General features: G+C 60.5%; 33 protein-coding genes. 9 read left to right on the top strand and 24 right to left on the bottom strand.

The window, feature by feature from the left end:
• Window positions 1-66: 66 nt before the first annotated feature.
• The 10 genes from JFU58_RS28970 to JFU58_RS28925 form a co-directional block, all read right to left on the bottom strand.
• Window positions 67-870: a hypothetical protein gene (locus tag JFU58_RS28970; RefSeq protein WP_201142937.1), complete on the bottom strand. Its 804-nt coding sequence runs from the start codon at window positions 868-870 to the stop codon at window positions 67-69.
• Window positions 871-1,014: 144 nt separating this feature from the next.
• Window positions 1,015-1,362, bottom strand: a complete 348-nt coding sequence (locus JFU58_RS28965) for a DUF2493 domain-containing protein (protein ID WP_201142936.1) — start codon at window positions 1,360-1,362, stop codon at window positions 1,015-1,017.
• A gap of 31 nt (window positions 1,363-1,393) precedes the next feature.
• Window positions 1,394-1,597 (bottom strand): hypothetical protein, encoded by a 204-nt coding sequence (locus JFU58_RS28960; protein ID WP_207198547.1) that lies wholly within the window; start codon window positions 1,595-1,597, stop codon window positions 1,394-1,396.
• Window positions 1,598-1,656: 59 nt separating this feature from the next.
• A complete protein-coding gene (gene mgtA, locus JFU58_RS28955; RefSeq protein WP_201142935.1) occupies window positions 1,657-4,371 on the bottom strand; it encodes a magnesium-translocating P-type ATPase in 2,715 nt (904 codons plus the stop codon).
• A gap of 246 nt (window positions 4,372-4,617) precedes the next feature.
• Window positions 4,618-4,911, bottom strand: coding sequence for a hypothetical protein (locus tag JFU58_RS28950; RefSeq protein WP_093197355.1), 294 nt, complete (start codon window positions 4,909-4,911; stop codon window positions 4,618-4,620).
• Window positions 4,912-6,107: 1,196 nt separating this feature from the next.
• On the bottom strand, window positions 6,108-6,719 hold the full coding sequence (locus JFU58_RS28945; RefSeq protein ID WP_063030481.1) for a LysE family transporter: 612 nt from the start codon (window positions 6,717-6,719) through the stop codon (window positions 6,108-6,110).
• A gap of 74 nt (window positions 6,720-6,793) precedes the next feature.
• Window positions 6,794-7,585: an AraC family transcriptional regulator gene (locus JFU58_RS28940; RefSeq protein ID WP_177072077.1), complete on the bottom strand. Its 792-nt coding sequence runs from the start codon at window positions 7,583-7,585 to the stop codon at window positions 6,794-6,796.
• An 80-nt stretch (window positions 7,586-7,665) separates the two neighbouring features.
• Complete coding sequence (locus tag JFU58_RS28935) at window positions 7,666-8,136, bottom strand: arsenate reductase ArsC (RefSeq protein ID WP_201142934.1); 471 nt, start codon at window positions 8,134-8,136, stop codon at window positions 7,666-7,668.
• A gap of 13 nt (window positions 8,137-8,149) precedes the next feature.
• A complete protein-coding gene (locus JFU58_RS28930; RefSeq protein ID WP_063030475.1) occupies window positions 8,150-9,433 on the bottom strand; it encodes an arsenic transporter in 1,284 nt (427 codons plus the stop codon).
• A gap of 18 nt (window positions 9,434-9,451) precedes the next feature.
• Window positions 9,452-9,808, bottom strand: coding sequence for a metalloregulator ArsR/SmtB family transcription factor (locus tag JFU58_RS28925; RefSeq protein WP_063030473.1), 357 nt, complete (start codon window positions 9,806-9,808; stop codon window positions 9,452-9,454).
• A 177-nt stretch (window positions 9,809-9,985) separates the two neighbouring features.
• On the opposite strand from JFU58_RS28925, the gene JFU58_RS28920 reads away from it, so the two are divergent.
• The 3 genes from JFU58_RS28920 (at window position 9,986) to JFU58_RS28910 (ending at window position 11,277) form a co-directional block, all read left to right on the top strand.
• Complete coding sequence (locus tag JFU58_RS28920; RefSeq protein ID WP_003212603.1) at window positions 9,986-10,201, top strand: hypothetical protein; 216 nt, start codon at window positions 9,986-9,988, stop codon at window positions 10,199-10,201.
• 72 nt (window positions 10,202-10,273) lie between these two features.
• Window positions 10,274-10,969, top strand: coding sequence for an AzlC family ABC transporter permease (locus tag JFU58_RS28915; protein ID WP_093197331.1), 696 nt, complete (start codon window positions 10,274-10,276; stop codon window positions 10,967-10,969).
• Window positions 10,966-11,277: an AzlD domain-containing protein gene (locus tag JFU58_RS28910; protein ID WP_063030469.1), complete on the top strand. Its 312-nt coding sequence runs from the start codon at window positions 10,966-10,968 to the stop codon at window positions 11,275-11,277. Before JFU58_RS28915 ends, JFU58_RS28910 begins: the two co-directional genes overlap by 4 nt.
• A gap of 262 nt (window positions 11,278-11,539) precedes the next feature.
• Here the strand turns inward: JFU58_RS28910 and JFU58_RS28905 are convergent, their stop codons facing one another.
• Complete coding sequence (locus tag JFU58_RS28905) at window positions 11,540-11,800, bottom strand: hypothetical protein (RefSeq protein ID WP_017480362.1); 261 nt, start codon at window positions 11,798-11,800, stop codon at window positions 11,540-11,542.
• Between the two features lie 109 nt (window positions 11,801-11,909).
• On the opposite strand from JFU58_RS28905, the gene JFU58_RS28900 reads away from it, so the two are divergent.
• Window positions 11,910-12,263, top strand: a complete 354-nt coding sequence (locus tag JFU58_RS28900; RefSeq protein ID WP_003212599.1) for a hypothetical protein — start codon at window positions 11,910-11,912, stop codon at window positions 12,261-12,263.
• A 141-nt stretch (window positions 12,264-12,404) separates the two neighbouring features.
• Here JFU58_RS28900 and JFU58_RS28895 read toward each other — a convergent pair whose 3' ends face one another.
• The 7 genes from JFU58_RS28895 to JFU58_RS28865 form a co-directional block, all read right to left on the bottom strand.
• Window positions 12,405-13,109 carry a YoaK family protein gene (locus tag JFU58_RS28895; protein WP_093197326.1) on the bottom strand — a complete coding sequence of 235 codons (705 nt, stop codon included), beginning with the start codon at window positions 13,107-13,109 and terminating at the stop codon, window positions 12,405-12,407.
• A 77-nt stretch (window positions 13,110-13,186) separates the two neighbouring features.
• A complete protein-coding gene (locus tag JFU58_RS28890) occupies window positions 13,187-14,215 on the bottom strand; it encodes a DNA topoisomerase IB (RefSeq protein WP_201142933.1) in 1,029 nt (342 codons plus the stop codon).
• Between the two features lie 203 nt (window positions 14,216-14,418).
• Complete coding sequence (gene modC, locus JFU58_RS28885; protein ID WP_081253150.1) at window positions 14,419-15,504, bottom strand: molybdenum ABC transporter ATP-binding protein; 1,086 nt, start codon at window positions 15,502-15,504, stop codon at window positions 14,419-14,421.
• Window positions 15,504-16,184, bottom strand: coding sequence for a molybdate ABC transporter permease subunit (modB, locus tag JFU58_RS28880; RefSeq protein ID WP_063030461.1), 681 nt, complete (start codon window positions 16,182-16,184; stop codon window positions 15,504-15,506). Before modB ends, modC begins: the two co-directional genes overlap by 1 nt.
• Window positions 16,185-16,952 (bottom strand): molybdate ABC transporter substrate-binding protein, encoded by a 768-nt coding sequence (modA, locus tag JFU58_RS28875; protein ID WP_242488345.1) that lies wholly within the window; start codon window positions 16,950-16,952, stop codon window positions 16,185-16,187. It lies immediately after the preceding gene.
• 127 nt (window positions 16,953-17,079) lie between these two features.
• A complete protein-coding gene (locus tag JFU58_RS28870) occupies window positions 17,080-18,144 on the bottom strand; it encodes an NAD(P)H-dependent flavin oxidoreductase (RefSeq protein WP_201142932.1) in 1,065 nt (354 codons plus the stop codon).
• Window positions 18,145-18,254: 110 nt separating this feature from the next.
• The gene (locus JFU58_RS28865; protein ID WP_201142931.1) at window positions 18,255-19,133 is read right to left on the bottom strand and encodes an alpha/beta fold hydrolase; all 879 of its coding nucleotides are present in this window, start codon (window positions 19,131-19,133) and stop codon (window positions 18,255-18,257) included.
• A gap of 177 nt (window positions 19,134-19,310) precedes the next feature.
• On the opposite strand from JFU58_RS28865, the gene JFU58_RS28860 reads away from it, so the two are divergent.
• Window positions 19,311-19,895, top strand: a complete 585-nt coding sequence (locus tag JFU58_RS28860; RefSeq protein ID WP_063030453.1) for a CGNR zinc finger domain-containing protein — start codon at window positions 19,311-19,313, stop codon at window positions 19,893-19,895.
• 6 nt (window positions 19,896-19,901) lie between these two features.
• Here the strand turns inward: JFU58_RS28860 and ada are convergent, their stop codons facing one another.
• From ada to JFU58_RS28835, 5 genes are all read right to left on the bottom strand, one after another.
• Window positions 19,902-20,966: a bifunctional DNA-binding transcriptional regulator/O6-methylguanine-DNA methyltransferase Ada gene (gene ada / locus JFU58_RS28855; RefSeq protein ID WP_201142930.1), complete on the bottom strand. Its 1,065-nt coding sequence runs from the start codon at window positions 20,964-20,966 to the stop codon at window positions 19,902-19,904.
• Window positions 20,967-21,042: 76 nt separating this feature from the next.
• Window positions 21,043-21,723 (bottom strand): DNA oxidative demethylase AlkB, encoded by a 681-nt coding sequence (gene alkB / locus JFU58_RS28850; RefSeq protein ID WP_201142929.1) that lies wholly within the window; start codon window positions 21,721-21,723, stop codon window positions 21,043-21,045.
• Window positions 21,713-22,429: a 2OG-Fe(II) oxygenase gene (locus tag JFU58_RS28845; protein WP_201142928.1), complete on the bottom strand. Its 717-nt coding sequence runs from the start codon at window positions 22,427-22,429 to the stop codon at window positions 21,713-21,715. Before JFU58_RS28845 ends, alkB begins: the two co-directional genes overlap by 11 nt.
• Before the next feature lie 82 nt (window positions 22,430-22,511).
• Window positions 22,512-22,676: a hypothetical protein gene (locus JFU58_RS28840; protein ID WP_167410147.1), complete on the bottom strand. Its 165-nt coding sequence runs from the start codon at window positions 22,674-22,676 to the stop codon at window positions 22,512-22,514.
• Between the two features lie 11 nt (window positions 22,677-22,687).
• The gene (locus JFU58_RS28835) at window positions 22,688-22,990 is read right to left on the bottom strand and encodes a DUF1883 domain-containing protein (RefSeq protein WP_003212586.1); all 303 of its coding nucleotides are present in this window, start codon (window positions 22,988-22,990) and stop codon (window positions 22,688-22,690) included.
• 211 nt (window positions 22,991-23,201) lie between these two features.
• Between JFU58_RS28835 and JFU58_RS28830 the strand changes: the two genes are divergently transcribed.
• From JFU58_RS28830 to JFU58_RS28815, 4 genes are all read left to right on the top strand, one after another.
• Window positions 23,202-23,552, top strand: a complete 351-nt coding sequence (locus JFU58_RS28830) for a hypothetical protein (RefSeq protein ID WP_017480375.1) — start codon at window positions 23,202-23,204, stop codon at window positions 23,550-23,552.
• Between the two features lie 195 nt (window positions 23,553-23,747).
• Window positions 23,748-24,398, top strand: coding sequence for a c-type cytochrome (locus JFU58_RS28825; RefSeq protein WP_242488344.1), 651 nt, complete (start codon window positions 23,748-23,750; stop codon window positions 24,396-24,398).
• The gene (locus tag JFU58_RS28820; RefSeq protein ID WP_201142927.1) at window positions 24,395-25,306 is read left to right on the top strand and encodes a c-type cytochrome; all 912 of its coding nucleotides are present in this window, start codon (window positions 24,395-24,397) and stop codon (window positions 25,304-25,306) included. Before JFU58_RS28825 ends, JFU58_RS28820 begins: the two co-directional genes overlap by 4 nt.
• Before the next feature lie 63 nt (window positions 25,307-25,369).
• Complete coding sequence (locus JFU58_RS28815; RefSeq protein WP_003212582.1) at window positions 25,370-25,600, top strand: hypothetical protein; 231 nt, start codon at window positions 25,370-25,372, stop codon at window positions 25,598-25,600.
• Here JFU58_RS28815 and JFU58_RS28810 read toward each other — a convergent pair whose 3' ends face one another.
• The gene (locus tag JFU58_RS28810; RefSeq protein ID WP_003212581.1) at window positions 25,601-25,885 is read right to left on the bottom strand and encodes a hypothetical protein; all 285 of its coding nucleotides are present in this window, start codon (window positions 25,883-25,885) and stop codon (window positions 25,601-25,603) included.
• Between the last annotated feature and the right edge of the window lie 48 nt (window positions 25,886-25,933).

Genomic DNA, 25,933 nt, shown 5'->3' with positions numbered 1-25,933 from the left:
TTCAGGGCCGCTTCGCGCCCCAGCGGGAGCAAGCTCCCTCGCCACAGATTGATGATCGTCTGCGGATTAGAACCGCAACGTGGCCCCCGTCGTGAGCCATTGATGCTGATCCCCGATCAAACTGCGCCCTACCACCAGGTCCACATCCACATTCTTGCCGATATGCACCCTCGGCCCTGCCTGCCACGCCTGGTCGCCACCTTGCTGGCCGTAACGTTCGGCGATCAGTGTCAGCGAGTCCATCACGCTGTATTCAAACCCGGTACCCCAGGTCGGTCGATGGGTTTGGTCGCCGTCGTTATAGGCGTGGCTCCAGCCTGCGTTGAAGTTCAGCCGCAGGGCTTCCATGGGCTGCCAGGTGAATGGCACATTCAAATCTGCGCCATCAAACGAATGTTGACGGTTCAATGCGTAGTGCACACCGGCAGACGCGCCCAGTTCCAGGCCCAGGTCTTCCCGGGTCCATAACTGGGCCTTGAGTTGCGGATTCACTTGGGTTTCCCCATCGCCATCATGATTGGCCCGAGACACAGCGGCGGTCCATTGCAGCCAGGGAATGGCGGCGGTGGTGCAAGCGGGCGAAAGGGTTTCGCTGTGGGTAGAGCCGTCGTGCCGATTGGCGGTGAACCAGGCGTCGACATTGCATTCGCCCGGGGCGTTGATTGCGCCGTCGTCGACCACATAGGAACCGCCGGCCGCATAGGCATTCGACATCAGGCTGAGCACCAGCACGACGCCAAGCGTCGCGCCGACAAAAATCAGGTTGCGCCGCACCGCCCGACGCTTGGAAGCGGGCAGGGGATGGAAGGTTACGTGGGTGCTGCGGTTGCGGTATTTGGTGAAACCGTCAGGGGTGTGCTTCTTGTACATGGTGAACCTCGATCAACAGCCGGTGGCGTGTCCCGACCGGACTTGGCAGGGACGCGCCGTGATTCAAATAAAAAAAGGTGTGCAGCTGGGTACCGCTACAACGGGGTTCTTCGTTCATGTCTGGATGCTCCAATAAAGGTTGATTCAGCTGTCTACGGTCAGCACATGAATGCCACTGGCCTTGGCCTGGCTCACCAGCTCCAAGGTGTCGTCGCCGCCGGGCAGTGCGATGATCACGTCGGGGCGGCTGTCCGTGAGCATGAACTGGTTGCGGTGACGCTCGGCTTGCTTGCCATGGCGTTGCCAGTTGGGTGGGTAACGCACCACATCCACCCCCGTTTCCCGGGCCCAGTCCTCCACTTCGCTGCCCAGGAACTGACTGCCGCCGTGGATCAACACCTGCACCGGGCGCAGGCGGTGGTAGGCGTCCAGCACCTGGCGGGACATTTTTGTATCGGCGTAATGACGACCTGCACAGATCAAGACGCGCATGGTGATGTTTCCTTGTATTGCGTATTGCCATTTATCGACGCGGGCGCAGCAAGCGGATGCACGTGCTGTTCAAGCTGCTGGAGAAACCCAGCATGAAGCGCATTTCCACGGCGCTGAGCACGTTGCGCGCGTAGAGCCGCACGCCCAGCACCATCACCGTCTTGGCGGCTTGGGCGAGGGCGAATACCAATACGGCGCGTGCGGCGTTGTCGAGGTAGCTGATGAGTCGGGCCATTGTCTGTCTCCGCGGACGCTGACTATCCATCGATAGCCAGCGTTTTCAGGGGCGGTTGATCAGTACCACTGCTTGAAGCGGCGGATGTAGAGGGTTTTCATCAGTTGAGCCACGCAGCAGTAGGCGACCAGAGTGCCCACCAGCCATGGGAAGTACGCCAGTGGCAGCGGCTCCAGGCCCACCATCGCGCCCAGCGGCGAGAACGGTACGTAGATGCCCAGGCCGATCACGATGCAGGTCATCATCATCACCGGCCATGCGGCGTTGCTCTGGAAGAACGGGATCTTGCGGGTGCGCAGCATGTGCACCACCAACGTCTGCGAGAGCAGCCCCTCGATGAACCAGCCGGACTGGAACAGGGTCTGCATTTCCACGCTGTTGGCCGAGAACACGTACCACATCAGGGCAAAGGTGGTCATGTCGAAGATCGACGAGGTCGGCCCGATCCAGATCATGAAACGGCCAATGTTTTTCGCGTCCCACTTGCGTGGCTTGGCCAAGTATTCCTTGTCCATCTTGTCCCACGGCAAGGCCAGCTGGGAGATGTCGTACATCAGGTTCTGCAGCAGCAGGTGGATCGACAGCATCGGCAGGAACGGGATGAACGCACTGGCCACCAGCACCGAGAACACGTTGCCGAAGTTGGAGCTGGCGGTCATGTTCAGGTACTTCATGATATTGCCGAAGGTCTCGCGGCCTTTCAGCACGCCTTCTTCCAGCACCATCAGGCTCTTTTCCAGCAGGATGATGTCGGCAGACTCCTTGGCGATGTCCGTCGCGCTGTCCACCGAGATACCCACGTCGGCATCCCGCAGGGCCGGTGCATCGTTGATGCCGTCGCCGAGGAAGCCCACGGTGTGGCCGTTGGACTGCAAGGTCTTGAGCACCCGCGACTTCTGCAGAGGCGTCAGCTTGGCGAAGACTGTGCGTTCCTCAACCCGTAGTTTGAGGGTGGCGTCGTCCATCGCTTCGATTTCCACACCCAGCAACGGTACGCCAGGCTCCAGGCCGACCTGACGGCAGATCTTGCTGGTGACGATGGCGTTGTCGCCGGTCAGCACTTTGACCGCTACGCCGATCTCGCGCAGGGCAGCAATCGCCGGGCCTGCGGTTTCCTTTGGTGGATCAAGGAAGGTCAGGAAACCACGGATCACCAAGTTGCGCTCATCGGCCGTGGTGTACTGCTTGCGTGCGAGGGCCTTGGGAATGTTGCGGGTGGCCAGCACCAGTACCCGGAAGCCGTCTTCGTTGTAGTCCTGGGCAATCGCCAGCAACTCGTTGCGACGACGATCATCCAGCTCGACGGCAACGTCACCTTCCATCACGTGGGTGGAAATGCTCAGCATCTCCTCGACCGCGCCCTTGCACACCAGCAGGTGATCGTTTTGCGCGTCCTTGACCACTATCGACAGGCGACGGCGGATAAAGTCGAACGGCAGTTCATCCACCTTGCTGTAGGCGAACGGTATCTGGAACTTCGGGTTCTGCTCCGAGAACTGGACGACCGCCTGATCCATCAGGTTCTTCATGCCGCTTTGGTGATGGCTGTTCAGCCAGGCCAGGGTCAGCACCGAATCATCACGGTTGCCGAAGGCGTTGACGTGGTGCTCGAGGATGATCTTGTCCTGGGTCAGGGTGCCGGTCTTGTCGGTGCACAACACGTCCATCGAACCGAAGTTCTGGATCGCGTTGAGGCGCTTGACCACCACCTTGCGCTTGGCCATGGCGGTTGCACCCTTGGCCAGGTTGGCGCTGACGATCATCGGCAGCATTTCCGGGGTCAGGCCCACCGCAACGGCCAGGGCGAACAGCAGGGCATCGCTCCAGTCACCCTTGGAGAAGCCGTTGAGGAAGAACACGATCGGCGTCATCACCAGCATGAAGCGGATCAGCAGCCAGCTGACGCTGTTCACCCCACGGTCAAACGCGGTTTGCACCCGGGAGCCGACAATCGCTTTGGCCAGGGAGCCAAAGTAGGTGCGCGGGCCGGTGGCAACCACCACGGCTTGCGCCCGGCCACTGACGACGTTGGTGCCCATGAAGCAAATGTTCGGCAGGTCCAGCAGGTTGCCTTGGTCCGCGGCTGTGGAAGTAGCGGATTTTTGCGTGACGTCCCCGAGGGTGTCGTACTTCTCCACCGGCAAGGCTTCGCCGGTGAGCACGGCCTGGCTGATGAACAGGTCACGGGACTCGATCAGGCGGATGTCGGCCGGGATCATGTCGCCGGCAGACAGTTGCACGATATCGCCAGCCACCAGGTCGCGCATCGGCACTTCCCGCAGGGTTGGCTTGGAGCCCACTTGCTCACGGCGCAGCACTGTGGCGGTGGTGCGCACCATGGCCTTCAAGGCTTCGGCGGACTTGGCCGAACGGTGTTCCTGCCAGAACCGCAGCAGGCTGCTGAGCATGACCATGGTCATGATAATGATGACCTTGGTCAGATCGGCTTCTTCACCGGCCTGCAGTGGCAGCCAGTAGTCAGTGACGAAGCTGATGGCGCCCAGGGTCAGCAGCACATAGATGAACGGGTTGTTCAGGGCCTGGAGCAATTGCACGATGGCGTGAGGCGGCTTGTCGTGAGCCACCTCGTTGTAGCCTTCACGTTGCAGGCGAGCAGAGGCATCCAGTTCGGTCAGGCCATCCTTGGTTGCCCGGACATTGGCGAGGGTTGCCGAGAGGCCGTTCTGGGCTTCGCGGGCGGCACGCATCGACAGTTTGGTGTCGGTGTCCGTGCCGTTTTTCTTGTGCAGTTTCGGGTTTTTTACTGCGCTCATTGTGTGTACTCCTGTCGCCAATTTTTCGACAAAACATACCCGGTACTTACCTGATGACAGGCGAGCGAAAGCATGCCGAGTCGCTGACTTCGCGATCGGTTTAAATAAAGTGTTGAGTAACTTTCTATGGGCCCGCTAACAGCGCGTTAGTTAACTAGCGCGCAGCGGGCTACTACTGGCTTCGTCCATAGAGAACTCCAGCTAAATAATTAACGGATAATCAGAAAGTTGCTGTTTCCAGCCGGCTTACGCCGTGCGAGCGTCCACATAGAGGCTTAGCATCAGGCTCGCTTGCGCGACCAGGCTGGAAACGTTCCGTCTCTGTGGGTCTTGAGGGTCGGCGTGATCCCATTGCTGGACCAGATGGCCGGTGGTGGGGCAGATACGCCAGTGGGCCCGGGGAGTCGGGCACACGCGGGGGGATGAGGTCACAAAGGTGCTGCGGGTAGGGGAAAAGCCTACGGGCTCGCGGCACAATTTGGCACGCAGGGCGGCAGCCAGCGTACGCAGATCAGGCAAAACAATCAGTTGAAAGGTCATAACACACCTCGGGACCGGACTGGCATCCGGTGAGGCAGTTACGTTGGAGCGTCAGGCTCTAGCGCAGCTTACTCGGCCGGAAAGGCGAGTCCCGTCATTTTTTCTGGGTTTGGTGCCCGATTTGCCGTATTCACGGTGATCGGACAGCGACTAGATACTGTGTCCATTGGCTTCTTTTGTGAGGTTGAAAAATGGCCCTGAGTTGCAGGCACGGGGAATTTACTCAGGCAGTTGCCGGATGTCAACGGTTAATGACTTAATTTGTTACTGGTTCAGAGTTTGTTCAGATAGATGGTGGAGGGGGAAGTTGCTGTGGTTAGTGTGCTAATTGATAAATGATCTGTGCCTGTTGGATGGGTGGGGTACATATCCGTTATTTGTGTCATGGCTGATATTGGTTCCGCTCTTACAGCGGCTCACTTTTGAAAAGCGCAAAAGTAAGCAAAACGCTCTTGCCCCACCACTCGGCACCTCGCTAATGCTCGGTGTGCCCTCACTCCGGCTTTGGACCGTGGGCCTCCGCGATGGGCCATCCTTGGCCCAGCGCGGCTAACCCGGCGTCCTGCCGGGTTACCCACGCTCCAAAGCCTGCGTTCGGCCAGCGTGGTTTAACGGGGCGCCTAAGATCAAAATCAAGATCAACAGCAAGAGCACAGCGGCCTACCGGCCGGCTTGAGTGTTTAGAAGCAACAGCAACAGCAAAATCAAAAGCTAAAGCGGGCACGGTCAACTGTGGGAGCTGGCTTGCCTGCGATGGCATCGCCTCGGTGCATCTGGAAGACCGAGGTGTCTGCATCGCAGGCAAGCCCACAGAAAAGCAGAGCTGCATCAGCTTCAGATTTGGCTTTCGCTCTGGATCTTGCCTTTGCTTTTAACACTCAAGCCGGCCGGGAGGCCGCTGTGCTCTTGCTTTTGATCTTGATCTGACTGCCCCAATAAGCCCGAGGCCGAACGCAGGCAGTGCGGAGCGGGTAAACCGGCAGGACGCCGGTTTAGCCGCGCCGGGCCATGGATGGCCCGTCGCGGCGGCCCGCGGAGCAGTGCCGGAGTGAGGGAACACCGAGCCTAGGCGAGGTGCCGACAGGCGGGGCAGAGCCCTTTGCTTACTTTGGGGCTTTTCCAAAGTGAGCCGCTGTAAGAGCGGAACCATAGGTGGCCGTTACCTAAATAACGGATATGTACTCAATCACCCACCCTCAAATCGCCCGCAAAGCCAGAACCGCCAGATACAGCAGCACCACACCGCAAGCGCCATAGCTAACCCTCTGCCACATAGGCGACGCATTCTGGCGCAACAGGTTGACCAACGCCGCAATCAAAAAGCACGAAAGCACCGACGCCACCATGAACCCCGCAAAAAACATCAGCGTCTGCCCATGGCTCGGCGTCGCCCCAACTATCCCCGACAGCGCGCTGCCCAAGGCCCCCCAATAAACAATGTTCTTCGGATTGGCCAGGGAAATCGCTGCCCCCACCATCAGCGCATTCTGCCCGGACCTGGCCGGCGCACTGTCGGATTCCGGCAGCCGCCAGGCATCCATCAAGCTGCGCACCCCGAGCCACGCCAGATACAACCCGCACACCGCCGTCAGCGGCACCCGCACCGACTCATGCTGGATCAACAACGCCATGCCGGTCAGCCCAATCACCGCCCACACGGCATCGCCCACCAACGAGCCAATCTGCACCAACAACGCAGGCGTAAACCCGTGCAATAGCCCACGGCGCAGGGTTTCCGCCAGCACCGCCCCCGGAGACAGGCAAAACACAAAACCGAACACCAGCGCTGAAAAAAAGATCGTCAACATGCCTGCCTTCCTTCAATGGATGGCCGGTAGTTTGGGGGAGGGTGGAGAGTTCGTCTTGAACCAGATTGCGCTTTTCAGCCCTTGAGCACGCTTTGATAGCGCCCCGGCGTAATGCCGTAGGCCGCACGAAAATGCCGGTTCAGATGGCTCTGATCGGCGAATCCGAGGGCGTGGGCCACTTGCGACGCCGCCACGCCTGAGCGCAACAGCCCTTTGGCGCGACGAGTGCGCAGTTGCATCGCCCACTGGCGAGGACTCAGTCCGGTTTCTTTCTGGAAAGCTCGCAGCAGATGGAATTTCGATAGGCCCAGCTCGTCGCCGAGAGTCTCGAGGGCAACCGCCTGGTGCAGGTTTTCCGCCAGCAACTCCTGAGCCTTGATCACCAGCCCGCGACCCACCGCCGTGCTGCCAGGCAGGCGCACGCCACTGCAACTGACCACCTCGCCGAGCAGCACCACCAAGGCTTCCTCACTCAGCTCCCGGGCGATCGCATCGGCACTCAGCGAACCTTCAATCGCACCGGCCAGTTTCATCGCCAGCTCCGGTTGGAAGCACAGCGAACGGTCGAACTCCAGGTGTGCCAGACCCAGGTCAGCCGCCAATTGATCGGCAGTCGCATACAGGCTGACAAACCGCCACGGCTGCCCCTCGGCCGCGCCGCCGCCCTGAATCTGCCCTGGGTTGTACAAGGTGATGCTGCCGGGGCCGGCTTCGAACGTCCGGCGGTCCAGCCACACCTGTTCCTCGCCGAGCAGGTTGACGCCGATCACGCATTCATCATGGCTGTGGCGGGCAAACGTCAGGCCGGTGCACGATGTGCTGCTGACTTCGTAGTTGCCCAGCCAGGCGTGCTGCATGGAACTCATTGAGGGGGCTCGCAGTGACGGTTGCCCGCGAGCATACGCCGGAAGAGGGCTTCAGATCGACTACTCGCCAGGCTCTTCGGTTACAACGCGGCGATGCGATCAAGCTCGGCCTTGAGTTCGATGGGGTTCAGCCTGGCGAACGGAATCTCGAAAAAAGCCCGGCAGCGCCGTTCAATGATTGCCAGCGTGGCGCGGAACGCGGCGTCGACCTGGGCTTCATCGCCTTGAACATCCGACGGGTCCTCCAACCCCCAATGCGCCTTGATGGCCGGGCCGAAATACACCGGGCAGGCCTCCCCGGCGGCCTTGTCGCACACGGTGATGACGAAGTCCGGCGGGCTGCCTTCAAAGGCGTCGTTGCCCTTGCTGTACAAACCTTCGGTGCTGATGCCGGCGGCCTTCAGGGTGGTCAGGGTGCGGGGCAGCACCTGGCCCCTGGGGAAACTCCCGGAGCTGATGGCATGGAAACCGTCCGGCGCCAGATGGTTGAGCAAGGCTTCGGAGAGAATGCTGCGGCAGCTGTTGGCGGTGCACATGAACAGGACTTTCATCAAGCGGACTCCGTCAGAAACTCAGGCGCAGGGCGAGGGCGGCGAGGGTGATCAACAGCACCGGGAGGGTCAGCACAATGCCGACCTTGAAGTAGTAACCCCAGGTGATGCTGATGCCTTTGCGCGCCAGGATGTGCAGCCAGAGCAAGGTGGCCAGGCTACCGATGGGGGTGATTTTCGGGCCGAGGTCGCTGCCGATCACGTTGGCGTAGATCATCGCGTCCTTGACCACGCCTACCGCGTGGCTGGCTTCGATGGAAAGCGCACCGATCAGCACGGTCGGCAGGTTGTTCATCGCCGAAGACAACAGGGCGGTCAGCACGCCAGTGCCCAATGCCGCGCCCCACACGCCGTAACCGGCGAAGGTGTCGAGCCAGGTCGCAAGGTAGTTGGTCAGCCCGGCGTTACGCAGGCCGTAGACCACCAGGTACATGCCCAGGGAGAAGATCACGATCTGCCAGGGCGCTTCCTTCAGCACCTTGCGAGTGGAAATCTTGTGGCCCTTGGCGGCGATTACCAGCAGCAAGGTGGCGCAGGCGGCGGAAATCGCGCTGATGGGAATGCCCAGCGGTTCCAGGGCGAAGCAGCCCACCAGCAGGATGCCCAGCACCCACCAGCCGGCGCGGAAGGTGGCGCGGTCGTGGATCGCGCTGGCAGGGTCGTCGAGGTCGGCCGGGTCGTAGGTTTGCGGAATATCGCGGCGGAAAAACCACATCAATACCGCGAGGGTCGCGGCGACGCTCACCAGGTTCACCGGCACCATCACGGCGGCGTATTCGTTAAAGCCGATCTTGAAGTAGTCGGCCGATACGATGTTCACCAGATTGGAGACCACCAGTGGCAGGCTCGCGGTGTCGGCGATAAACCCGGCGCCCATGACGAACGCCAGGGTCGCCGCCGGAGAAAAGCGCAACGCCAACAGCATCGACATCACGATGGGCGTGAGGATCAGCGCCGCGCCGTCGTTGGCGAACAACGCCGACACCAGCGCGCCCAGCAGCACCATATACGCGAACAACCGCCGACCGCGTCCACGGCCCCAACGCGCCACATGCAAGGCGGCCCAGGCAAAAAAGCCCGCCTCATCCAGCAGCAGGCTGATGACGATCAACGCGACGAACGTCCCGGTGGCGTTCCAGATGATGTGCCACACCACCGGAATATCCACCAGGCTGATAACGCCACACGCCAGGGCCAGGATCGCGCCCATGGTGGCGCTCCAGCCAACGCCCAGGCCCTTGGGCTGCCAGATGACCAGGATGATGGTGAACAGAAAGATAGCAACGGCTACAAGCATGAAAAGCTCTCCGCAGGATCAGCAGCAGGCGCTGGCCCGTTGTGGTCGGTCGCCCATGGTGTCCAAACGCTGGGCGTCTGTGTTTAACCAGGCTTGGTTGGCTTGCAGGGTGGTGTCGAGCACCGCCGTCACCCATGCTGGCAAGGCCGGGTTGAGGCGGTAATAAATCCACTGGCCCTGGCGACGGTCCAGCAATAACCCGCAACTGCGCAGTTGCGCCAGGTGGCGGGAGATTTTCGGCTGGCTGTCGTCCAGAGCATGGATCAACTCGCACACACAAAGTTCGCCTTCACGCAGGATCAACAACGTCAGCCGTGCGCGGGTGGCGTCGGCCAGGCATTTGAAGACGTTGGGTGGGGAGAAGAGATCTGACATGGTCAGCGGCCTCATATATATGGAAATACGAATATACGTATTTCCATATGTTTCGGTCAAATCCTGTTTCGATTGACCTGCGTCAACGGCCGGGCAATCGACGACAAGTGGTTGAAATTAAACTGAAACACAAATGTCCTAAAGTGCCTGCCCAATGGTGATGAAGGAAGAAAACGTGTGACCCGTGCCACTCGCAACCTGCGCAAGACCCTCGATTCCGTCGCGGACAATAACGAAACCGCGGCCTTTGACCTGATGCGCGCCGTTGAAAAGCTCAGCGATGAAGTGCTGCGCCAGCGTCTGCTCAATACCATCCACCGGCTCAACCAGGACGCCCACGAACTGCGCGAAGCCCGGGACGCGGTGGAGCGGGTGTCGGTCAAACTGGCCTGAGCACGATCGTTCAAGACAATCCCTGATACCGCTGGCATGCTTGTCGACTGACTGTCGATGAGCCTGTTGTGTATGCCTAACGCCCTGCCTCTGAACGCCTTTTCCCGTGGCGCGATTGCGATCATTCCATTGTCCCTGGCCTGTGCGCCCTGGGGATTGCTGGCCGGTTCCACCGCAATTGATGCCCAATTCACTCCGCTGGAAGCCCAAGGGCTGTCGACCATTGTGTTTGCCGGTGCCGCCCAACTGGTGGCCATCGGTATGGTCAAGAGCGGCGCCAGCCTGATTTCGATCCTGCTGACCACCTTGCTGCTGACCTCACAGCATTTGCTCTATGGCATGCACATGCGCCCTACGCTGTCGCCGCTCAAACCCAGGTGGCGCATGAGCCTGGGCTTTTTGCTGACCGATGAATTCTTCGCCCTGGTCAGCCAATATGACCGCCAGACCTTCAACCGCTGGTACGCCCTGGGCGTCGGCCTGACGTTCTATATCATCTGGAACGTCTTCACCTTCGCCGGCATCGTGCTCGGTAAAAGCATTCCCGGGCTGGATCAGCTGGGTCTGGAATTCTCGATTGCCGCGACGTTTATCGCCCTGATCACCCCCGTTGTACGCGACGTGCCAACCATCGTCTGCGTCGCCGTGTCGTTGTTGTGTTCGGTATGGCTGAGCTACCTGCATTGGGAGTCGGCGGTGGTGGTGTCCGGAGTGTTGGGGATGAGCGCGGGGTTTGCGTGCAAGCGGCTGGGAGTAGGGCAGCGATGATCTTCGTGATGATTTTTGGCATGGGTTTGATCGTGTTTCTCAACCGCTACCTGTTCATCGAGCCGCGCCTGCCGGTGCGCCTCAATCGCGGGGCGCGGGAGTTTCTCGGGTTTGCCGTACCGGGGATGCTCACCGCCATCTGTGGGCCGATCATTTTTCTGGCCGACCACAAACTCAACCTGAGCGTGAGCAACCCTTACCTGCTGGCGGGGGTGTGCGCCGTGGCGTTGATGTTCTGGACCCGCAGCGTGCTGATCACCGTGTTGCTGAGCATGGCGCTGTTCTATCTGTTCCGCTGGCTGCTCTGAACAGCAAACTCCTGCCGTAGCAGCTGTCGAGCCCAAGCGAGGCTGCGTCAGGCGCGCCTCGGTTTAGCGTCTGGCTGGTTAATGGGGGTGCTGCCAACGCAGCCTCGCTGGGGCTCGACAGCTGCTACGGGGGGAGCAAAACCAGGGCAAAAAAAAGCCTGCGGGAGGGCAGGCTGGAAGGGAGACTTCTTAAAAATGAGCCTGTCGACTATAGGCGGCAAGGTCTCCCTTCACAGTGAAACAAAGTTCATGAATCTGTCAGCTATTCAGCAACCGGGCTGGCGGGCTTTTTGTTGGCTTTGGCTTCGGCCGCCAGGCATTCCAGGGCAAACTGCTCGGTGTAGGTCATCTGGATCGGGGTGCTTTCGCCCTTGACGGTGCGCTCGCCATCCAGGATGTAGCGAATGCGCTTGTCGGTCACGCCGATGCGTTTGGCGATCCACGAAGGCGTTTGGCCGATGCGGCTGATCAGCTTGTCGGCGTAGTCGGTGGAGGGGTTGTAGCGCTCGGCGTTGGGTGTCATGGGGGTTCCGGGTAAAAGCGGGTTCGTAAGTAGGCGGCAGGGTGACGCAATTATCATTCGGTGTCGCCTGCTAATGGTACAGTCGCGTTTTTTCCAAGGAAGCTTCGGTATGCGGATGGTGGTAATTGGCGCTTTGGTACTGGCATCGCTGGCCGGTTGCGCGGGCTCGAAGATGAAAGAGGCGCGTACCGGTACGCCCTATAAAACCCTGGCCTCGGACAAGGCCCCGCTGGTGGTTGCCCAATGCATCCAGTTCGGCTGGCAGGACGAAGCGGTATTCGGCGTGGACGCCGGTGGCTTTATGGAGCCTGCACAGGCGGGTGGGTTCACCATCTACACCACGGCAGGTGATTACTTTGTCGACGTGCGCAGCGCCGGCGCGGGTGCCAGCGTCAACTATTATGCTGCCCAGGATGACTACCCGGCCAAGCGTCGCCTCGCCGCACTGGCGACTTGTCTGTAATCCGTTGCGTTAGAAAAGTTCAGAAATGGCCTGCGGACAGCTTCGCGGGCATTGTTTTAGTATTTTCCTGCTCGCCCGGCGTGACGGCTCTTTACCGGTACATGGACGTCGAGGCCGGAGCGCCGGGCGGGCAACTCTTTTCTAGCGTGGCATATACCCCAGGTGCCAGCGCCGGGGAATCTTCAGCGACACCAACCCCAACAGCGCCGACAGCACCCCGCTGACCAGCAGCGCACGAATCCCCATCTGATGCTCCAGTAATGCACCGATCACCGCACCGGCAAACATCCCGGCCCAGGGGATCAGTTGCACGCGCCAGCCATTGCGGCGTTCACCGAGCATCCAGCGGCCCAGCCCGCGACCAAATCGCGACAGCGCCCCGGTGACATATGTAAGCCCCACCGGTAATCCGTTCACCTCTTCGACGGCAGCATTCAACATGCCCATGGCGATGATCGCCGCCAGCAACGCCGGCAGTTGATCGTCGAACGGCCAGGCGGCGGCCCCACACAGCAGGGTCGCGATACACAGCAACAAAGGCAGGGCATGGCGCCGGCTGACGCGGCTGACCATCACGCCCAACGCATTCCCGGCGATAAACGTCGCTACCAGCAGCGTCAGGCGCCCGGTAAGGCCCAGGTCGCCTTCGCTGATCGCCACGGCGAGGCGCGTGGTGTTGCCGCTCATGAAAGAGACAAAATCCCCGCTGGCCATGAAACCAATGGCGTCGGTCATGCCCGCCAGCACGGAAAGGCTGGCCACCAGCATCAGTCCGACACGCCCGCGCCATTTGTGGCGATGCAATAAGGCGGCGTTGGTGTAGGGCTTCAAGGATGAAGGCAGCATGGGGCCGGGTTCCTCGGCGAGATTATCCGGCCACTACCGTAGGGCGCTTTGCCCCCAGCTGCAATGACTTGGCGCACTCACAGGCGTTCAGCCAGTTGCTCCAGAAACATCGCCAACCCCACTTCCTCGGCTTTGAGGCCTTTGCGCACCCGTGGCTTGGGCAGCTTTGCCAGCTCGCCCAGGCTGAAATGCTCCAGCACAGCCGGGTGGATGTAGCATTTGCGGCACACCGCCGGGGTGTTGCCCAGTTGCTTGGCGACGTTCTTGACCATCTCCACCACATGCTTCTTGGCGTCGGATTCCGGCTGCCATTCAAGCTCGCGCAATACCGCCAACGCCAGGGCCGTGCCGGCCCAGGTGCGGTAATCCTTGGCGGTAAAATCCGCGCCGGTGAGGCTGTGCAGGTAGGCATTCACGTCAGTGGAGCTGACCGTATGGCGCTCGCCGTTCTCGTCCAGGTACTGGAACAGGTTCTGCCCCGGCAATTCCAGGCAACGCTTGATCACCGTGGCCAGGCGGCGGTCCTTGACGGTGATCTGGTGCTCGATGCCGCTCTTGCCGCGAAACTGGAACAGGATCTCGCTGCCCTTGATGTCCACATGGCGGGTGCGCAGGGTGGTCAGGCCGTAGGAGCGATTGTCCCGGGCGTACTGAGTGTTGCCCACGCGGATCAGGGTGGCGTCGAGCAGCATCACCACCGTGGCCAGGACCTTTTCCCGATTGAACCCGGGCGCCGCGATCTGCGCTTCCAACTGTTTGCGCAATTTGGGCAGCGCGCTGCCGAACTGTTGCAGACGGGAATATTTATCGGTGTCACGCACTTCGCGCCAGCGCGGGTGATAACGGTATTGCTTACGCCCCCGGGCATCACGGCCGGTCGCTTGCAGGTGGCCGCGCGGGTCGGCGCAGATCCACACATCGGTATAGGCCGGCGGCACCGCGAGGGCGTTGATGCGTTTGATTTCGTCGGCATCGGTTATGCGGGTGCCGTCGGCCTTGAAGTACTGGAACTTGCCCCGCAGCTTTTTCCGGGAGATCCCGGGCTGGGTGTCGTCAACGTAATGCAGGTCGCGGGGCAGGTCGGCAAGCAACGCAGGATCGGGCATGGCGCAAATTCCTTGGCAGGTATTTCTGATTGACCGCAGGGTGTTGCGGTCGTGCCAACAAGTTTGCTCCCCCGTAGCAGCTGTCGAGCCCCAGCGAGGCTGCGTCAGGCGCGCCTCGGTTCAGCGCCTGGCTGGTAATGGAGGTGCTGCCAACGCAGCCTCGCTGGGGCTCGACAGCTGCTACGGGACGGCGTGTCGGGCTGTCAGGCCAGTACCGCCACCGCCTTGATTTGCGCCCATAACGTCTGGCCGGGATGCAGTTGCAACTGGTCCCGTGAGTAACGGGTGATGCGTGCCAGCAGTGGCGTGCCGGCTGCATCGAGGCTCACCAGCACATGGGCTGCGTTGTCCGCCGGGATTGCCTGGGTCACCGTCACCGGCAGGCGATTGAGGATGCTGCTGTGTTCCTCGGCCTGCAGGCTGAGGCTGACGTCCCGCGCCTGGATCTTGAAGCGCAACGGTTTGCCCAACGCCAGCGGTGCATGCGCCACGCGCATTTGCAGTTGGCTGGCGGGCAGTTGCAGAGTCAGCAACTGGTAGTGCTCGTCGTAGGCGCAGACCGTACCGTTGATCACCACGCCGGCATCGTCGCCCAAGGCCATGGGCAGGTCGAGCCGAGCCAGGGTTTCGCCAATGGGGCCGCTGGCCAGGGCCTTGCCTTCGCTGAGCAACACGATGTGATCAGCCAGGCGCGCCACTTCGTCCTGGGCATGGCTGACGTACAGCACAGGGATCTCCAGCTCGTCGTGCAAACGTTCAAGGTATGGCAGGATTTCGCTTTTGCGTTTGCTGTCCAGCGCAGCCAACGGTTCATCCATCAGCAACAGGCTCGGGCTGGTGAGCAGGGCGCGGGCGATGCCGACGCGCTGGCGTTCACCGCCGGAAAGGTGCTGCGGATGGCGGTCCAGCAGGTGGCCGATGCCCAACAGCTCGGTGGCATGGGCCATCTCCACCCGCCGCTGCTGACGCGGGATGCGCTTGAGGCCGAATTCCAGGTTGGCCAGCACCGACAAATGCGGGAACAGGCTGGCTTCTTGAAACACGTAGCCCAGGGCGCGCTTGTGGGGTGGCACAAACAGCCCTTTGCGGCTGTCTTGCCAGACTTCGTCGTTGATTTGCACGAAGCCCTCTTCAGCCCGTTCCAGCCCGGCGATGCAGCGCAGGCAGGTGGTCTTGCCGGAGCCGGAATGACCGTACAGCGCCGTCACTCCGCGACCGGGCAGTTGCAGGTCGACGTCCAGGGCAAACCCGGAGTACTTCAGTTGCAGGCGCACCTCGATCATCGACATCAGCTCCAGCCCGCTTTGGTTTTACGGCTGGAGTAGAGCGCCAGCAACACCAGGAAAGAAAACACCACCATCGAGCCGGCCAGCCAGTGGGCCTGGGCATATTCCATAGCTTCGACGTGGTCGTAGATCTGCACGGAGACTACCCGGGTCTTGTCTGGAATATTGCCGCCGATCATCAGCACTACGCCGAACTCACCGACGGTGTGGGCAAAGCCGAGAATCGACGCGGTGATAAAACCCGGGCGCGCCAGGGGCAGGATCACGCTGAAAAAAGTGTCCCAGGGATTGGCCCGCAAGGTGGCGGCCACTTCCAACGGTCGAGTGCCGATGGCGGAGAAGGCGTTTTGCAACGGCTGCACCACAAACGGCATGGAATAGATCACCGAGCCAATCACCAGCCCGGCGAAGCTGAAGGTCAGAGTGCCCAGGCCCAGCCATTGGGTGAACTGGCCGAAGTAGCCGTTGGGCCCCATGGTCAGCAGCAGGTAGAAACCGATCACGGTGGGCGGCAACACCAGCGGCAAGGCCACCACCGCGCCGATGGGGCCGCGCCACCAAGAACGGGTGCGCGACAGCCACAGAGCGATCGGAGTGCCGATGATCAGCAGGATGACCGTGGTCAGTGACGCCAGCTTCAGGGTCAACCAGATCGCGGAAAAATCAGCACTCGACAGCGGCATTTACAGCTCGTAACCGTAGGACTTGATGACCGCGGCGGCTTTCGGACCTTTCAGGTATTCAACCAGGGCCTTGGCAGCGGCGCTGTCCTTGCCCTTGTTGAGGATTACCGCATCCTGCTTGATCGGGTCATGCATCGACGACGGCACTATCCAGGCGGAACCGCTGGTGACCTTGCCGTCCTTGTAGATCTGCGACAGCGCTACAAAACCCAGCTCGGCATTGCCGGTGGACACGAACTGATAGGCCTGGGTGATGTTCTGGCCTTCGACAATCTTGTCCTTGACCTTCTCGGTCAGGCCTTCCTTCGCCAGTACCTGGGTGGCGGCCAGGCCGTAAGGCGCGGCTTTCGGGTTGGCGATGGACAGGTGCTGGAATTGGTTTTTCTTCAGCACTTCGCCCTTGGCATCCACGTAGCCTTCCTTGGCGGACCACAGCGCCAGGGTGCCTACTGCGTAGGTAAAGCGCGAGCCTTTGACGGTGTCGCCTTCGGCTTCGAGTTTCTGTGGGGTGGTGTCGTCGGCGCTGAGGAACACTTCAAACGGCGCGCCGTTCTTGATCTGGGTGTAGAACTGGCCGGTGGCACCGTAGGCGGCGACCAGCTTGTGGCCGGTGTCTTTTTCAAAGTCGGCGGCAATTGCCTGGATCGGGGCGGTAAAGTTGGCGGCCACGGCCACCTGGACTTCATCGGCATTCGCCGAAGAAAAGGTAAACGCGGCGATCAGGGTGGCGAGGGCCGTGGGGGCCAGGCGTGAGGCGCGAATCATCATCAAGAAGCTCCTTGGGGGTTACCGACTTTGCGGCTTGTTATAGGCAGAGGTGGCTATCGCTATGTATGAGAATATATAGCGGTTGGCCACTGCCGGTACAGTGCAAAGTTGTCCCGGGAGTTCAGGTTCAGCGTCGGCCGATTTTTTCCAGGGTTTGCGCGGCCAGCTCCAGCGTCAGGTCATAAGTGGAGATGTCCTTGCCGAGGCGCAACGCCTGGCCCGACCACAAGTTACTGAATCCGGCTTCATCCTTGGCTTTGAGTGGCATCAACGCACCGCCAGACAAGGGAAACACAGGCGCTGTCGGGTTGATCGCGCCCAGTTCACGCATCACCCGATTAATGATGCCCCGCGCAGGGCGGCCGGTGAACAGGTTGGTCAGCGCGGTTTCGCTGGCCTGAGCGTTGCGCAACGCGTGGTGGTGGGACTTCGAGACGGTGGCCTCGGGGGTAAACAGGTAAGCGGTACCGATCTGTACCGCCGACGCGCCGAGGGCGAAGGCCGCGACGATGCCCCGCGCATCACCGATGCCGCCGGCTGCGATCACCGGCACCTTCACGGCGTCGACGATCTGTGGCACCAACGCCAGGGTGCCAATCTGGCTATTCAGGTCGTCGCTGAGGAACATCCCGCGATGGCCACCGGCTTCGAAACCCATGGCGATGATTGCGTCGCAGCCGTGCTGTTCCAGCCAGATGGCTTCTTCCACCGTGGTGGCCGATGACAGGATTTTCGCCCCGGTGGCCTTGACCCGGTCCAGCAGGGATTTTTCCGGCAAGCCAAAGTGGAAACTCACGACTTCCGGGCGGAACTCTTCCACCACTTTGCAGGCAGCGTCGTTGAAGGGGGCACGGTTGGAGACGGGCGTCGGGGCGTCAAAGTCGGCGCCCAGTTCGCGGTAGTAGGTTTCCAGCAGTTTCTTCCACTGAAGATCGCGATCAGCGTCCGGCGCCGGCGGCTGATGGCAGAAGAAATTCACGTTCAGCGGCCGTGAACTGGCTTGGCGAATGGTGGTGAGTGCTTCGCGCAGTTGCTCGATGCTGAGCGTTGCTGCCGGCATCGAACCGAGGGCGCCAGCCTGGTTGGCGGCAATCACCATGGCCGTGCTCGTGGCATTCGCCATGGGCGCCTGGATGATCGGCAACTCAATGCCCAGCAGGTCAAGAATTCGGGTGTCTGGCCAGGTGCTCATGGGACGCTTCTCCAACGGTGGAATGCTGTTCCATCGTTTTAGCAGGGCCATGCAGCACCAGGCCAGTCTGTATTATTCACTGGACGAATCCAGGGTTTCGTGGGCGGCCATCAGTTGATAGCTTCGCCCAGTACCTCATGAATCCGCTGGGCAATATGCGCCGCGTGGGTTTCCAGGGCGAAGTGGCCGGTATCGAGCAATTCCACCACGGCGTTGGCGTTATCGACTTTGTAAGCATGGGCACCCGGCGGGATGAAGAAGGGATCGTCCTGGCCCCAGATCACCAGCGCCGGCACTTGCGTGGCCTTGAAAAACCCCTGGAACGCCGGGTACAGCGTCAGGTTGTTGCGGTAGTCGAGAAACAGGTCCAACTGGATTTCGTCGTTGCCGGGACGCTGCATCAGAAGCACATCGAGCATGTAGGACTCAGGCGCAACCAACTCCGGTTGCGGTACCCCGTGCAGGTACTGATAGCGCGTACCTTCCAGGCTGATGACGGCGTTGCGAATGACCTCACGATTGGCTGGGCTCGGCTCGGCCCAATAGGCCCGGATCGGATCCCAGGCGTCACCCAGACCTTCCAGGTAGGCATTGCCGTTCTGCGATATCAGCGCACTGACCCGTTCCGGATGTGCCACCGCCAGGCGCAGGCCTACCGGCGCGCCATAGTCGAACACGTAAAGGGCGTAACGGCTGAGCTGCAGGGCGTTGACGAAATGGCCGACGGTAATCGCCAGGTTGTCGAAGCTGTAGCGGTAATTGCGTTCGGCTGGGACTTCGGTGAAGCCGAAACCCGGCAGATCGGGGGCGATGACCCGGTAGCGGGTGGCGAGCAGCGGGATCAGGTCACGGTACATATGGGACGAGCTGGGAAAACCGTGCAGCAGCAACAGCACGGGCGCAGAAGGGTCGCCAGCTTCGCGGTAGAACACGCGCACGCCATCGGCATCAACATGCTGGTAGCGCACAACGGGGGCTGAAATCGACATGATCGGAATCCTCTTTGTAACTGGATAAGTTGATTTGTGGGGTTACTGGTCTCGCAGGCTGCGCTCGAAAAAGTAACCTGTCAAATTAATTTAATGGGTTACTTTTCGGAGTGTTTAGTAACTATCCAAAAGCATTATCAGCGGTTACGATGTCGCGGACTTGAAGAGGATTCGCCAATGACCGTCATCACACCATCCCCGATGGATCCCTACGTTCTAGCCGACCATCCGGTGTTGGACATGCTCAACACCCGGGCGAATGTCGACGGTGTGCCCTTTGAGTTCTGGCAAGGCGATGCCGATGTGCAGCGCTGGCTGGTGCGACTGGGCTGGTGCGAAGAGGGCGCGGTGCCGGTATTCGAGGAGGGCGCTTTACTGGGCGCGGCGAGGGGATTGCGGGAAGTGATCCGGCTGTTGCTGGAGCAACGCAAGGCTGGCCAGCAGGGTGATCCTGCTGCGTTGAATGCATTTTTGCGCAAGGCCGTCAGCCATCCGCAGCTGGCTTGGCCGGCGCCGGGCGAGTTGCGCCTGGAGCGCCAGCGCAAACAGCAAACCGCTGAGCAGTTCCTGGCACCGATCGCCGAAGCCGCGGCGACGTTGCTGGTGGAAGGGGATTTCGGTTTGATCCGCACCTGCGAACACCCCGAGTGCGTGCTGTGGTTCTACGACCGGACCAAGGGCCACAAGCGCCGCTGGTGCAGCATGGCGCTGTGTGGCAACCGGCATAAGGTGGCCGAGTTTCGCAAGCGCAAACTCTTGTAGCGGTCGTCAGGCGCCGGCCGGGCTTTCGCGCTCCAGCAACTGCCGCTTGCGCTCAACGCCCCAGCGGTAGCCCGATAGATTACCGTCGGCGCGCACCACCCGATGGCAGGGAATCGCCACGGCCAGGCTGTTGGCACCGCACGCCTGTGCCACGGCGCGATAGGCGGTCGGGGCGCCGATGCGCTGGGCAATCTCTGCATAGCTGGCGGTGCAACCCACCGGGATTTCTCGCAAGGCCTGCCAGACCCGTTCCTGAAACGCAGTGCCGCGCAGATCCAGGGGCAAGTTCAGGCCCAGGGCCGGCGCCTCGATAAAGCCCACCACTTGGGCGATCAATTGTTCGAAGTCGTGATCGGCGCCCAACAGATTGGCGCGGGGAAACTGATCCTGCAGGTCACGCACCAGTTTGTCCGGGTCGTCCCCCAGCAGGATTGCGCACACACCGCGATTGCTCTGCGCCACCAGAATTGCGCCCAACGAGCATTGGCCGACGGCAAACCGAATGTCCGTGTTAGTGCCGCCCGCCTTGTAGTCGCCAGGCTTCATGCCAAGCAACTGGTCGGCGGCCTCATAAAAACGGCTGTTGGAATTGAAGCCGGCTTCGTACAGCGCATCGGTCACCGAATGCTGGTCCTTGAGCCCGTCGCGTACTTTGCGCGAGCGATGGGCACTGGCGTAGCGCTTGGGTGTGAGGCCTGTCACCGCCTTGAACACCCGATGGAAATGAAACGGGCTCAGGCCGGCGAGGGTGGCCAGGTCTTCAAGGGCTGGCAGGGTTTCGGCCTGTTCGATGTGCCGACAGGCGGCTGCCACCAGTTGCGCGTGGCGTGCGGCCACTTGGGTCTGGTCGCCCGACGAACGTTTGTTGGGTCGGTAGCCCGCGGCTTCGGCCTGTTGCGGAGTATCGAAGAACTCGACGTTCTCCGGTCGCGGCCGCCGTGCGGAACTGCTGGGGCGGCAGTACACACCGGTGGTTTTCACGCCATAGACGAAGGTCAAGTCGGCCTTGGCGTCGCGGGCGACGATGGCGGCCCAGCGTGGGTCTTGTTCGGTGGCGTGGCGCGCGGTCATGGTGGTGGCTCCTGGTTGAAGAATGCCAGCTTAGTCCCCGGTGGCATTCCCATCACTCCGATGCTTGCGGTCAAATTCATCCGGCTGTGCGAAACGTCAGGTTGATGCGCTGCGGCCCCATGACCGGATGAGTGCCGGGCTTGATCGGCATCACGCCGTGAAAGCGCAGGCGATCCACACCGCCCCATACCACGACATCGCCATGGAACAGCGAGACTTTTTGCGCTGTGTCGCTCCGCTCATGGCCGCCGAACAGAAAGATCGCCGGCAAACCCAGTGACACGGAGACCACTGGAGCAGCATAGCGGCGCTCGTTCTTGTCTTGATGCAGGGACATTTTCGCGCCTGGCACATAGCGGTTGATCAGGCAGGCATCCGGTTCGAAATCCTTGAAACCCGCGTCTGCCGCCGCCATGACCGCCAATTGGCGTAGCGCCTCGGGCATGGCTGGCCAGGGTTGCTGGTTGTTGGGGTCAATCGCAGAGTAGCGATAGCCGGTGGGATCGGTCGTCCAACCCAGTTCACCGCAGCTGCTCAAAGCGGCGGACATGGTAAAGCCGCCCGGCGTGACCATTTGCCGGAACGGCGATTGAGCCAGCACACGCCGCAGTTCCGGAAGCAAGCGCTCGACCCAGGGCAGGGCGTAGCCTCTGAGAACGTAGGATTGCTCACCGATTTGTTCGCGTCCCGGAGGCTGTTGCAAGGCCTCGTCGGCGAACAAATCGGCGGTTGCTCCAGGATCGGTCTTACTGCGCATCGTGAAAAATCACTCCCAAGGTATGCCGCGTACCACTGTGCAGAACACTGACCCCATGGCGCAAGGTCACCCGATGAAACCCTCTCACGCTGGGCATGGGTCGCTGATTGACCGCGAAGATCACAGCGTCGCCCCTGTTCAGCGGCACGACCTGGGCCCGGGATTGCATGCGTGGCCGCTGTTCGGTCAGCACCAGTTCGCCGCCGCGAAAGTCTTCTCCCGGCTGCGACAACAGAATGGCAACTTGCAGGGGAAACACATGTTCGCCGTACAGATCCTGGTGCAGGCAGTTGTAGTCGCCGGGGCCATATTGCAGCAATAACGGGGTAGGGCGCTGTTGGCCCGCAGCGTGGCAACGGGTAATGAAGTCGGCATGGCGTGCCGGGTAAGTGATCGGCAGGTTCATCTGTTCGTTCCAGCGATTGGCCTGGGGGGTCAGGTACTGATACAGCTCTTCACGCAACTCGCTGACCCGGGAGGGCAGCGGATAGCGGAAATACTTGTACTCGCCCCGACCAAAGCCGTGCCTGGCCATCAGCACGTGGGAGCGAAACCGTTCGTGCTGCGGATAGTGGCCGCAGAGCTCCGCACATTCTTGCTGATCCAGCAGCGCTGGAATAATTGCGTTGCCCTGTTGGTCAAGGTCTTGCTCGATCGCGCGCCAGTCCAGCTTGGCCAGGCGCTCTTTAAGTGAGGTAGAAGGCATCGACGAGTTCCTGTGGCAGCGGATAAGGGCTGCCAGTCTAGGAAGTCGCCAGCGTTACGACACTCCGATGCTTGCGCTCGAATTACAGGGCCTTGCTCACATTGATATCGGTGATTTCATCGCTGGCATCGTGCATTTTTGCCAGTGCTTCCTTGGCTTCCTCAATGCTGCCCGCTTGCAGCTGGGCGAATTCGAAGCGGCGCTCACCGTTGAGTTTGTACTTGATCACATATTTGGTGGTAGTCACGGGCATTCCTGTCAGCTGAGTTTCGAATTGGTGCGGCGCACGATGCGGATCTTGTGGGACAAGGTCGGCTTTTTGGTCACACTGATGGCGCGGCGGGTAACCACGTCCAGGGTAATGTTCCAGAAGCCGGTGCTCGGCGCGGTGATTTTTGCCGGGAATTTGTCGAACGCGCCGCCGTGGTAAGTGTGGCGGCCACCGTTCTTGAAGCTGCGAAAGTTCGCGTCGCTCATCAGGCGGATGTTGCACGTTTGCGAACATTCAATGACGACAATGTCTCCTTCATTGAGGTGTTCGCGCTGGTGGATGAATTTCATGAGGTGTCTCCAGAAGGGTTTTTTCTGAAAAATCAGAACGATACGTAGGATAAGATGGAGTTTATCAGCCCCAGCACGTTTATTATCGGACCGTCGTCGACGAGTTCGACAATTTAAAACAGTTATTTACCGAGTTATCAGGGATAAATCCTACATTGGCGGGAGAAAAATACCTTTCTTGCTGTCGTAGGGTCTTTATCGGAGGTTTTTTATGAAGTGGAGTGTGTTGGTTCTGGCCTTGGCGTTGGGTGGATGTGCTTCGGTGGCGGATATCAAGCAGACCCCACCGACACTGGCAGTGATCTCCGGGAAAAAGCCGCAGGAATACGCGGCGTGTATCGTCCAGAAACTGTCGAAAACCCGTAGGCCATCGCAGATCGAGCCCCACAAGGATGGCGTTCAGGTGATCGTTCCGCAGAAGTTTTCTGCTGATCCGTCTGCCATTTTCGAAATTGAAGAGCGCTCCAGCGGTAGCAGCATCAAACTCTACGAGAGCATGTCCAATGTGCCTATTCGTCCGGGTGACGTGAAGGCGGCAGGGGAGGCTTGCATTTCCGGCTGAGTCTATAGCCGCCCACTTTCGAATCCGATCAAGAAACCCGACCTGCCAGTGCAGTGTCGGGTTTTTTGTGTGGGATTTTCAGTAAGTAGCCCTTTTCCTTCAGTGCTGGGTGTTGTGGCGATCTAATCATTACCCTACCATTTGTAGGCTTATGCCTAATTCGCCTAAGCATATAACTATAAAAATGGAGTCGTGATGATGTCTCTGGAACGAGTTCTGATGGGTAGTGTGCTGCTGCTGATGCTGGGCAATGCCCACGCGCTAGAGGGGAAAAACGTATTTACGCAGGGTGGTTCGCAGCCGGGAGCTGCGCCGTGCGTAGCCTGTCACGGGGCTGATGGGCTGGGGCTGGCAGCGGCCGGCTTTCCGCGCTTGGCCGGTTTGCCAGCGGGGTATTTGCGCAAGCAACTGCAGGATTTTAAAAGCGGCGCCCGTAACAGCCCGGTGATGCAGCCGCTGGCCAACGCCCTGACGGAAGAGGAAATCAATGCTGTGACCCGGGAGCTGGCGGCAATGCCTGCGCCGGTGGCCGTTTCGGTGCACCGTAGCGAAATGCCAACCGAAGCTGCGCAAAGGATTGCCCTGCAAGGCGCGTGGGAGCGCCAGATTCCGGCGTGTGTCAGTTGTCATGGGCCGGCTGGCGTGGGTGTTGGCGACGCATTTCCGCCCCTGGCCGGGCAATCCGCGGCCTACCTGGCGGCGCAGTTGAATGCCTGGCGCAGTGGCACCCGCCATAACGATCCGAACGATTTGATGGGCCATATCGCCAAATCCCTCAGCGCTGAAGAAGCACAGGCCGTGGCCACCTATTTTGCGTCGTTGAGCGGCCAGGAGGCCAAGCCATGAAGCTTTTCTTATTGGCAACCCTTGCCAGTGTGCCTGTCCATGCCGCCACCATCGCCATGGAAGACCAGTCACAGTTGCAGCCAGTCGCCCGTTCGACGGCTGCCGCGCAATTCCAGCCGCCGCAAGAGAGCGAGCTGCCGGACAACGCCTACGGCAAGCTGGTGAAGCAGGGCTACGCCCTGTTTGTCGACACCAAGCGCCTGGCGCCGCAATTTGTCGGCAATGGTCTCAATTGCAGTAATTGCCATCTGGACCAGGGCCGCCTGGCCAATTCCGCGCCGCTGTGGGGTGCCTATCCGATGTATCCGGCGTATCGAAAAAAGAACGACAAGGTCAACACCTTCGCCGAGCGCTTGCAGGGCTGTTTCCAGTTCAGCATGAATGGCGGCACGCCACCGGCCGCAGACAGCCCGGAAATTACTGCGCTGTCGGTGTATGCCTATTGGCTGTCGAGCAAGGCGCCGTTGGGCGTCGAGTTACCGGGGCGTGGTTATCCGGACGTGCCGACACCTGCCAAGGGTTACGACCTGGCCCAGGGCGCGGACGTCTATAAGGGCCAATGCGCGGTGTGCCACGGCGCCGAAGGCCAGGGCCAGAAAGTCGGTGACAGCTACGTGATGCCGCCGCTTTGGGGTAAAGATTCCTACAACTGGGGCGCCGGGATGCACCGGATCAACACCGCCGCGTCCTTCATCAAGCACAACATGCCCCTGGGCAAGGGCGGCAGCCTGAGCGACCAGCAAGCCTGGGACGTCGCAGCTTACGTCAACCGCCATGAGCGACCCCAGGACCCGCGCCTGGTGGAGGGCTCCGTGGAGAAAACCCGGCTGAAGTTCCACGCCAATGACGGCATCAATCTTTACGGGCAGACGGTCGACGGCGTACTGATCGGCCAAGGCATCCGTTAAACTGTCGGTCACCCACAAAAAATGCCGCTGAATCAGCGGCATTGTCTTTTCGGAAGTTCAGTCATGAAGCGTGAGCAAGTCAGAGAACAGCATGCGGGGGGGCATATATCTGCGACCCATGTGATTCAAAATCCCGCGGATACGGGCGAGTGGATCGTGTTCTTCAAGAAGAGCGGCGGCCGCAGCTATTTCCTGGTGGATGACCAGGACGAAGTCGAATCCTTTTCTCGCCTGGACGACTTAATCGAGACCATTCGCGGCCTGGGCATCAAATTCGCCGAAATTCACATGTAATTATTTGCAGACCACGGTCACGCTGCGGGTCTTGTAGTTGCCGACATCCTTGCCCAGGGTCTTGTCGCTTTCTTTCAGGGCCGGTGTGCCTTCGGTGCCGACAATCCGGTAACCGGTCCCTGCGCAGGACGCATCAGCCTTTTCATAGCAGCTGGCCCAAGAGTTGGCTTCGCCGGAACAATCGATGGCCAGCCCTTGTTCGCCGTTTTTCAGCACGGTGTCGGAAGTGGTGGTGCAGCCACCGGTAAGCGCCAGTACCGCAATCAGTGCCAGGATCTTGTTCATGTAGGAGTCGTCATTAGGGTGTTGGAGGGAAGCGCTGACACTGTCGTG

Source organism: Pseudomonas sp. TH34 (genome assembly GCF_016650865.1).
Classification (GTDB): Bacteria; Pseudomonadota; Gammaproteobacteria; order Pseudomonadales; family Pseudomonadaceae; genus Aquipseudomonas; species Aquipseudomonas yamanorum.
This window is presented reverse-complemented; position numbering and strand designations above follow the sequence as displayed.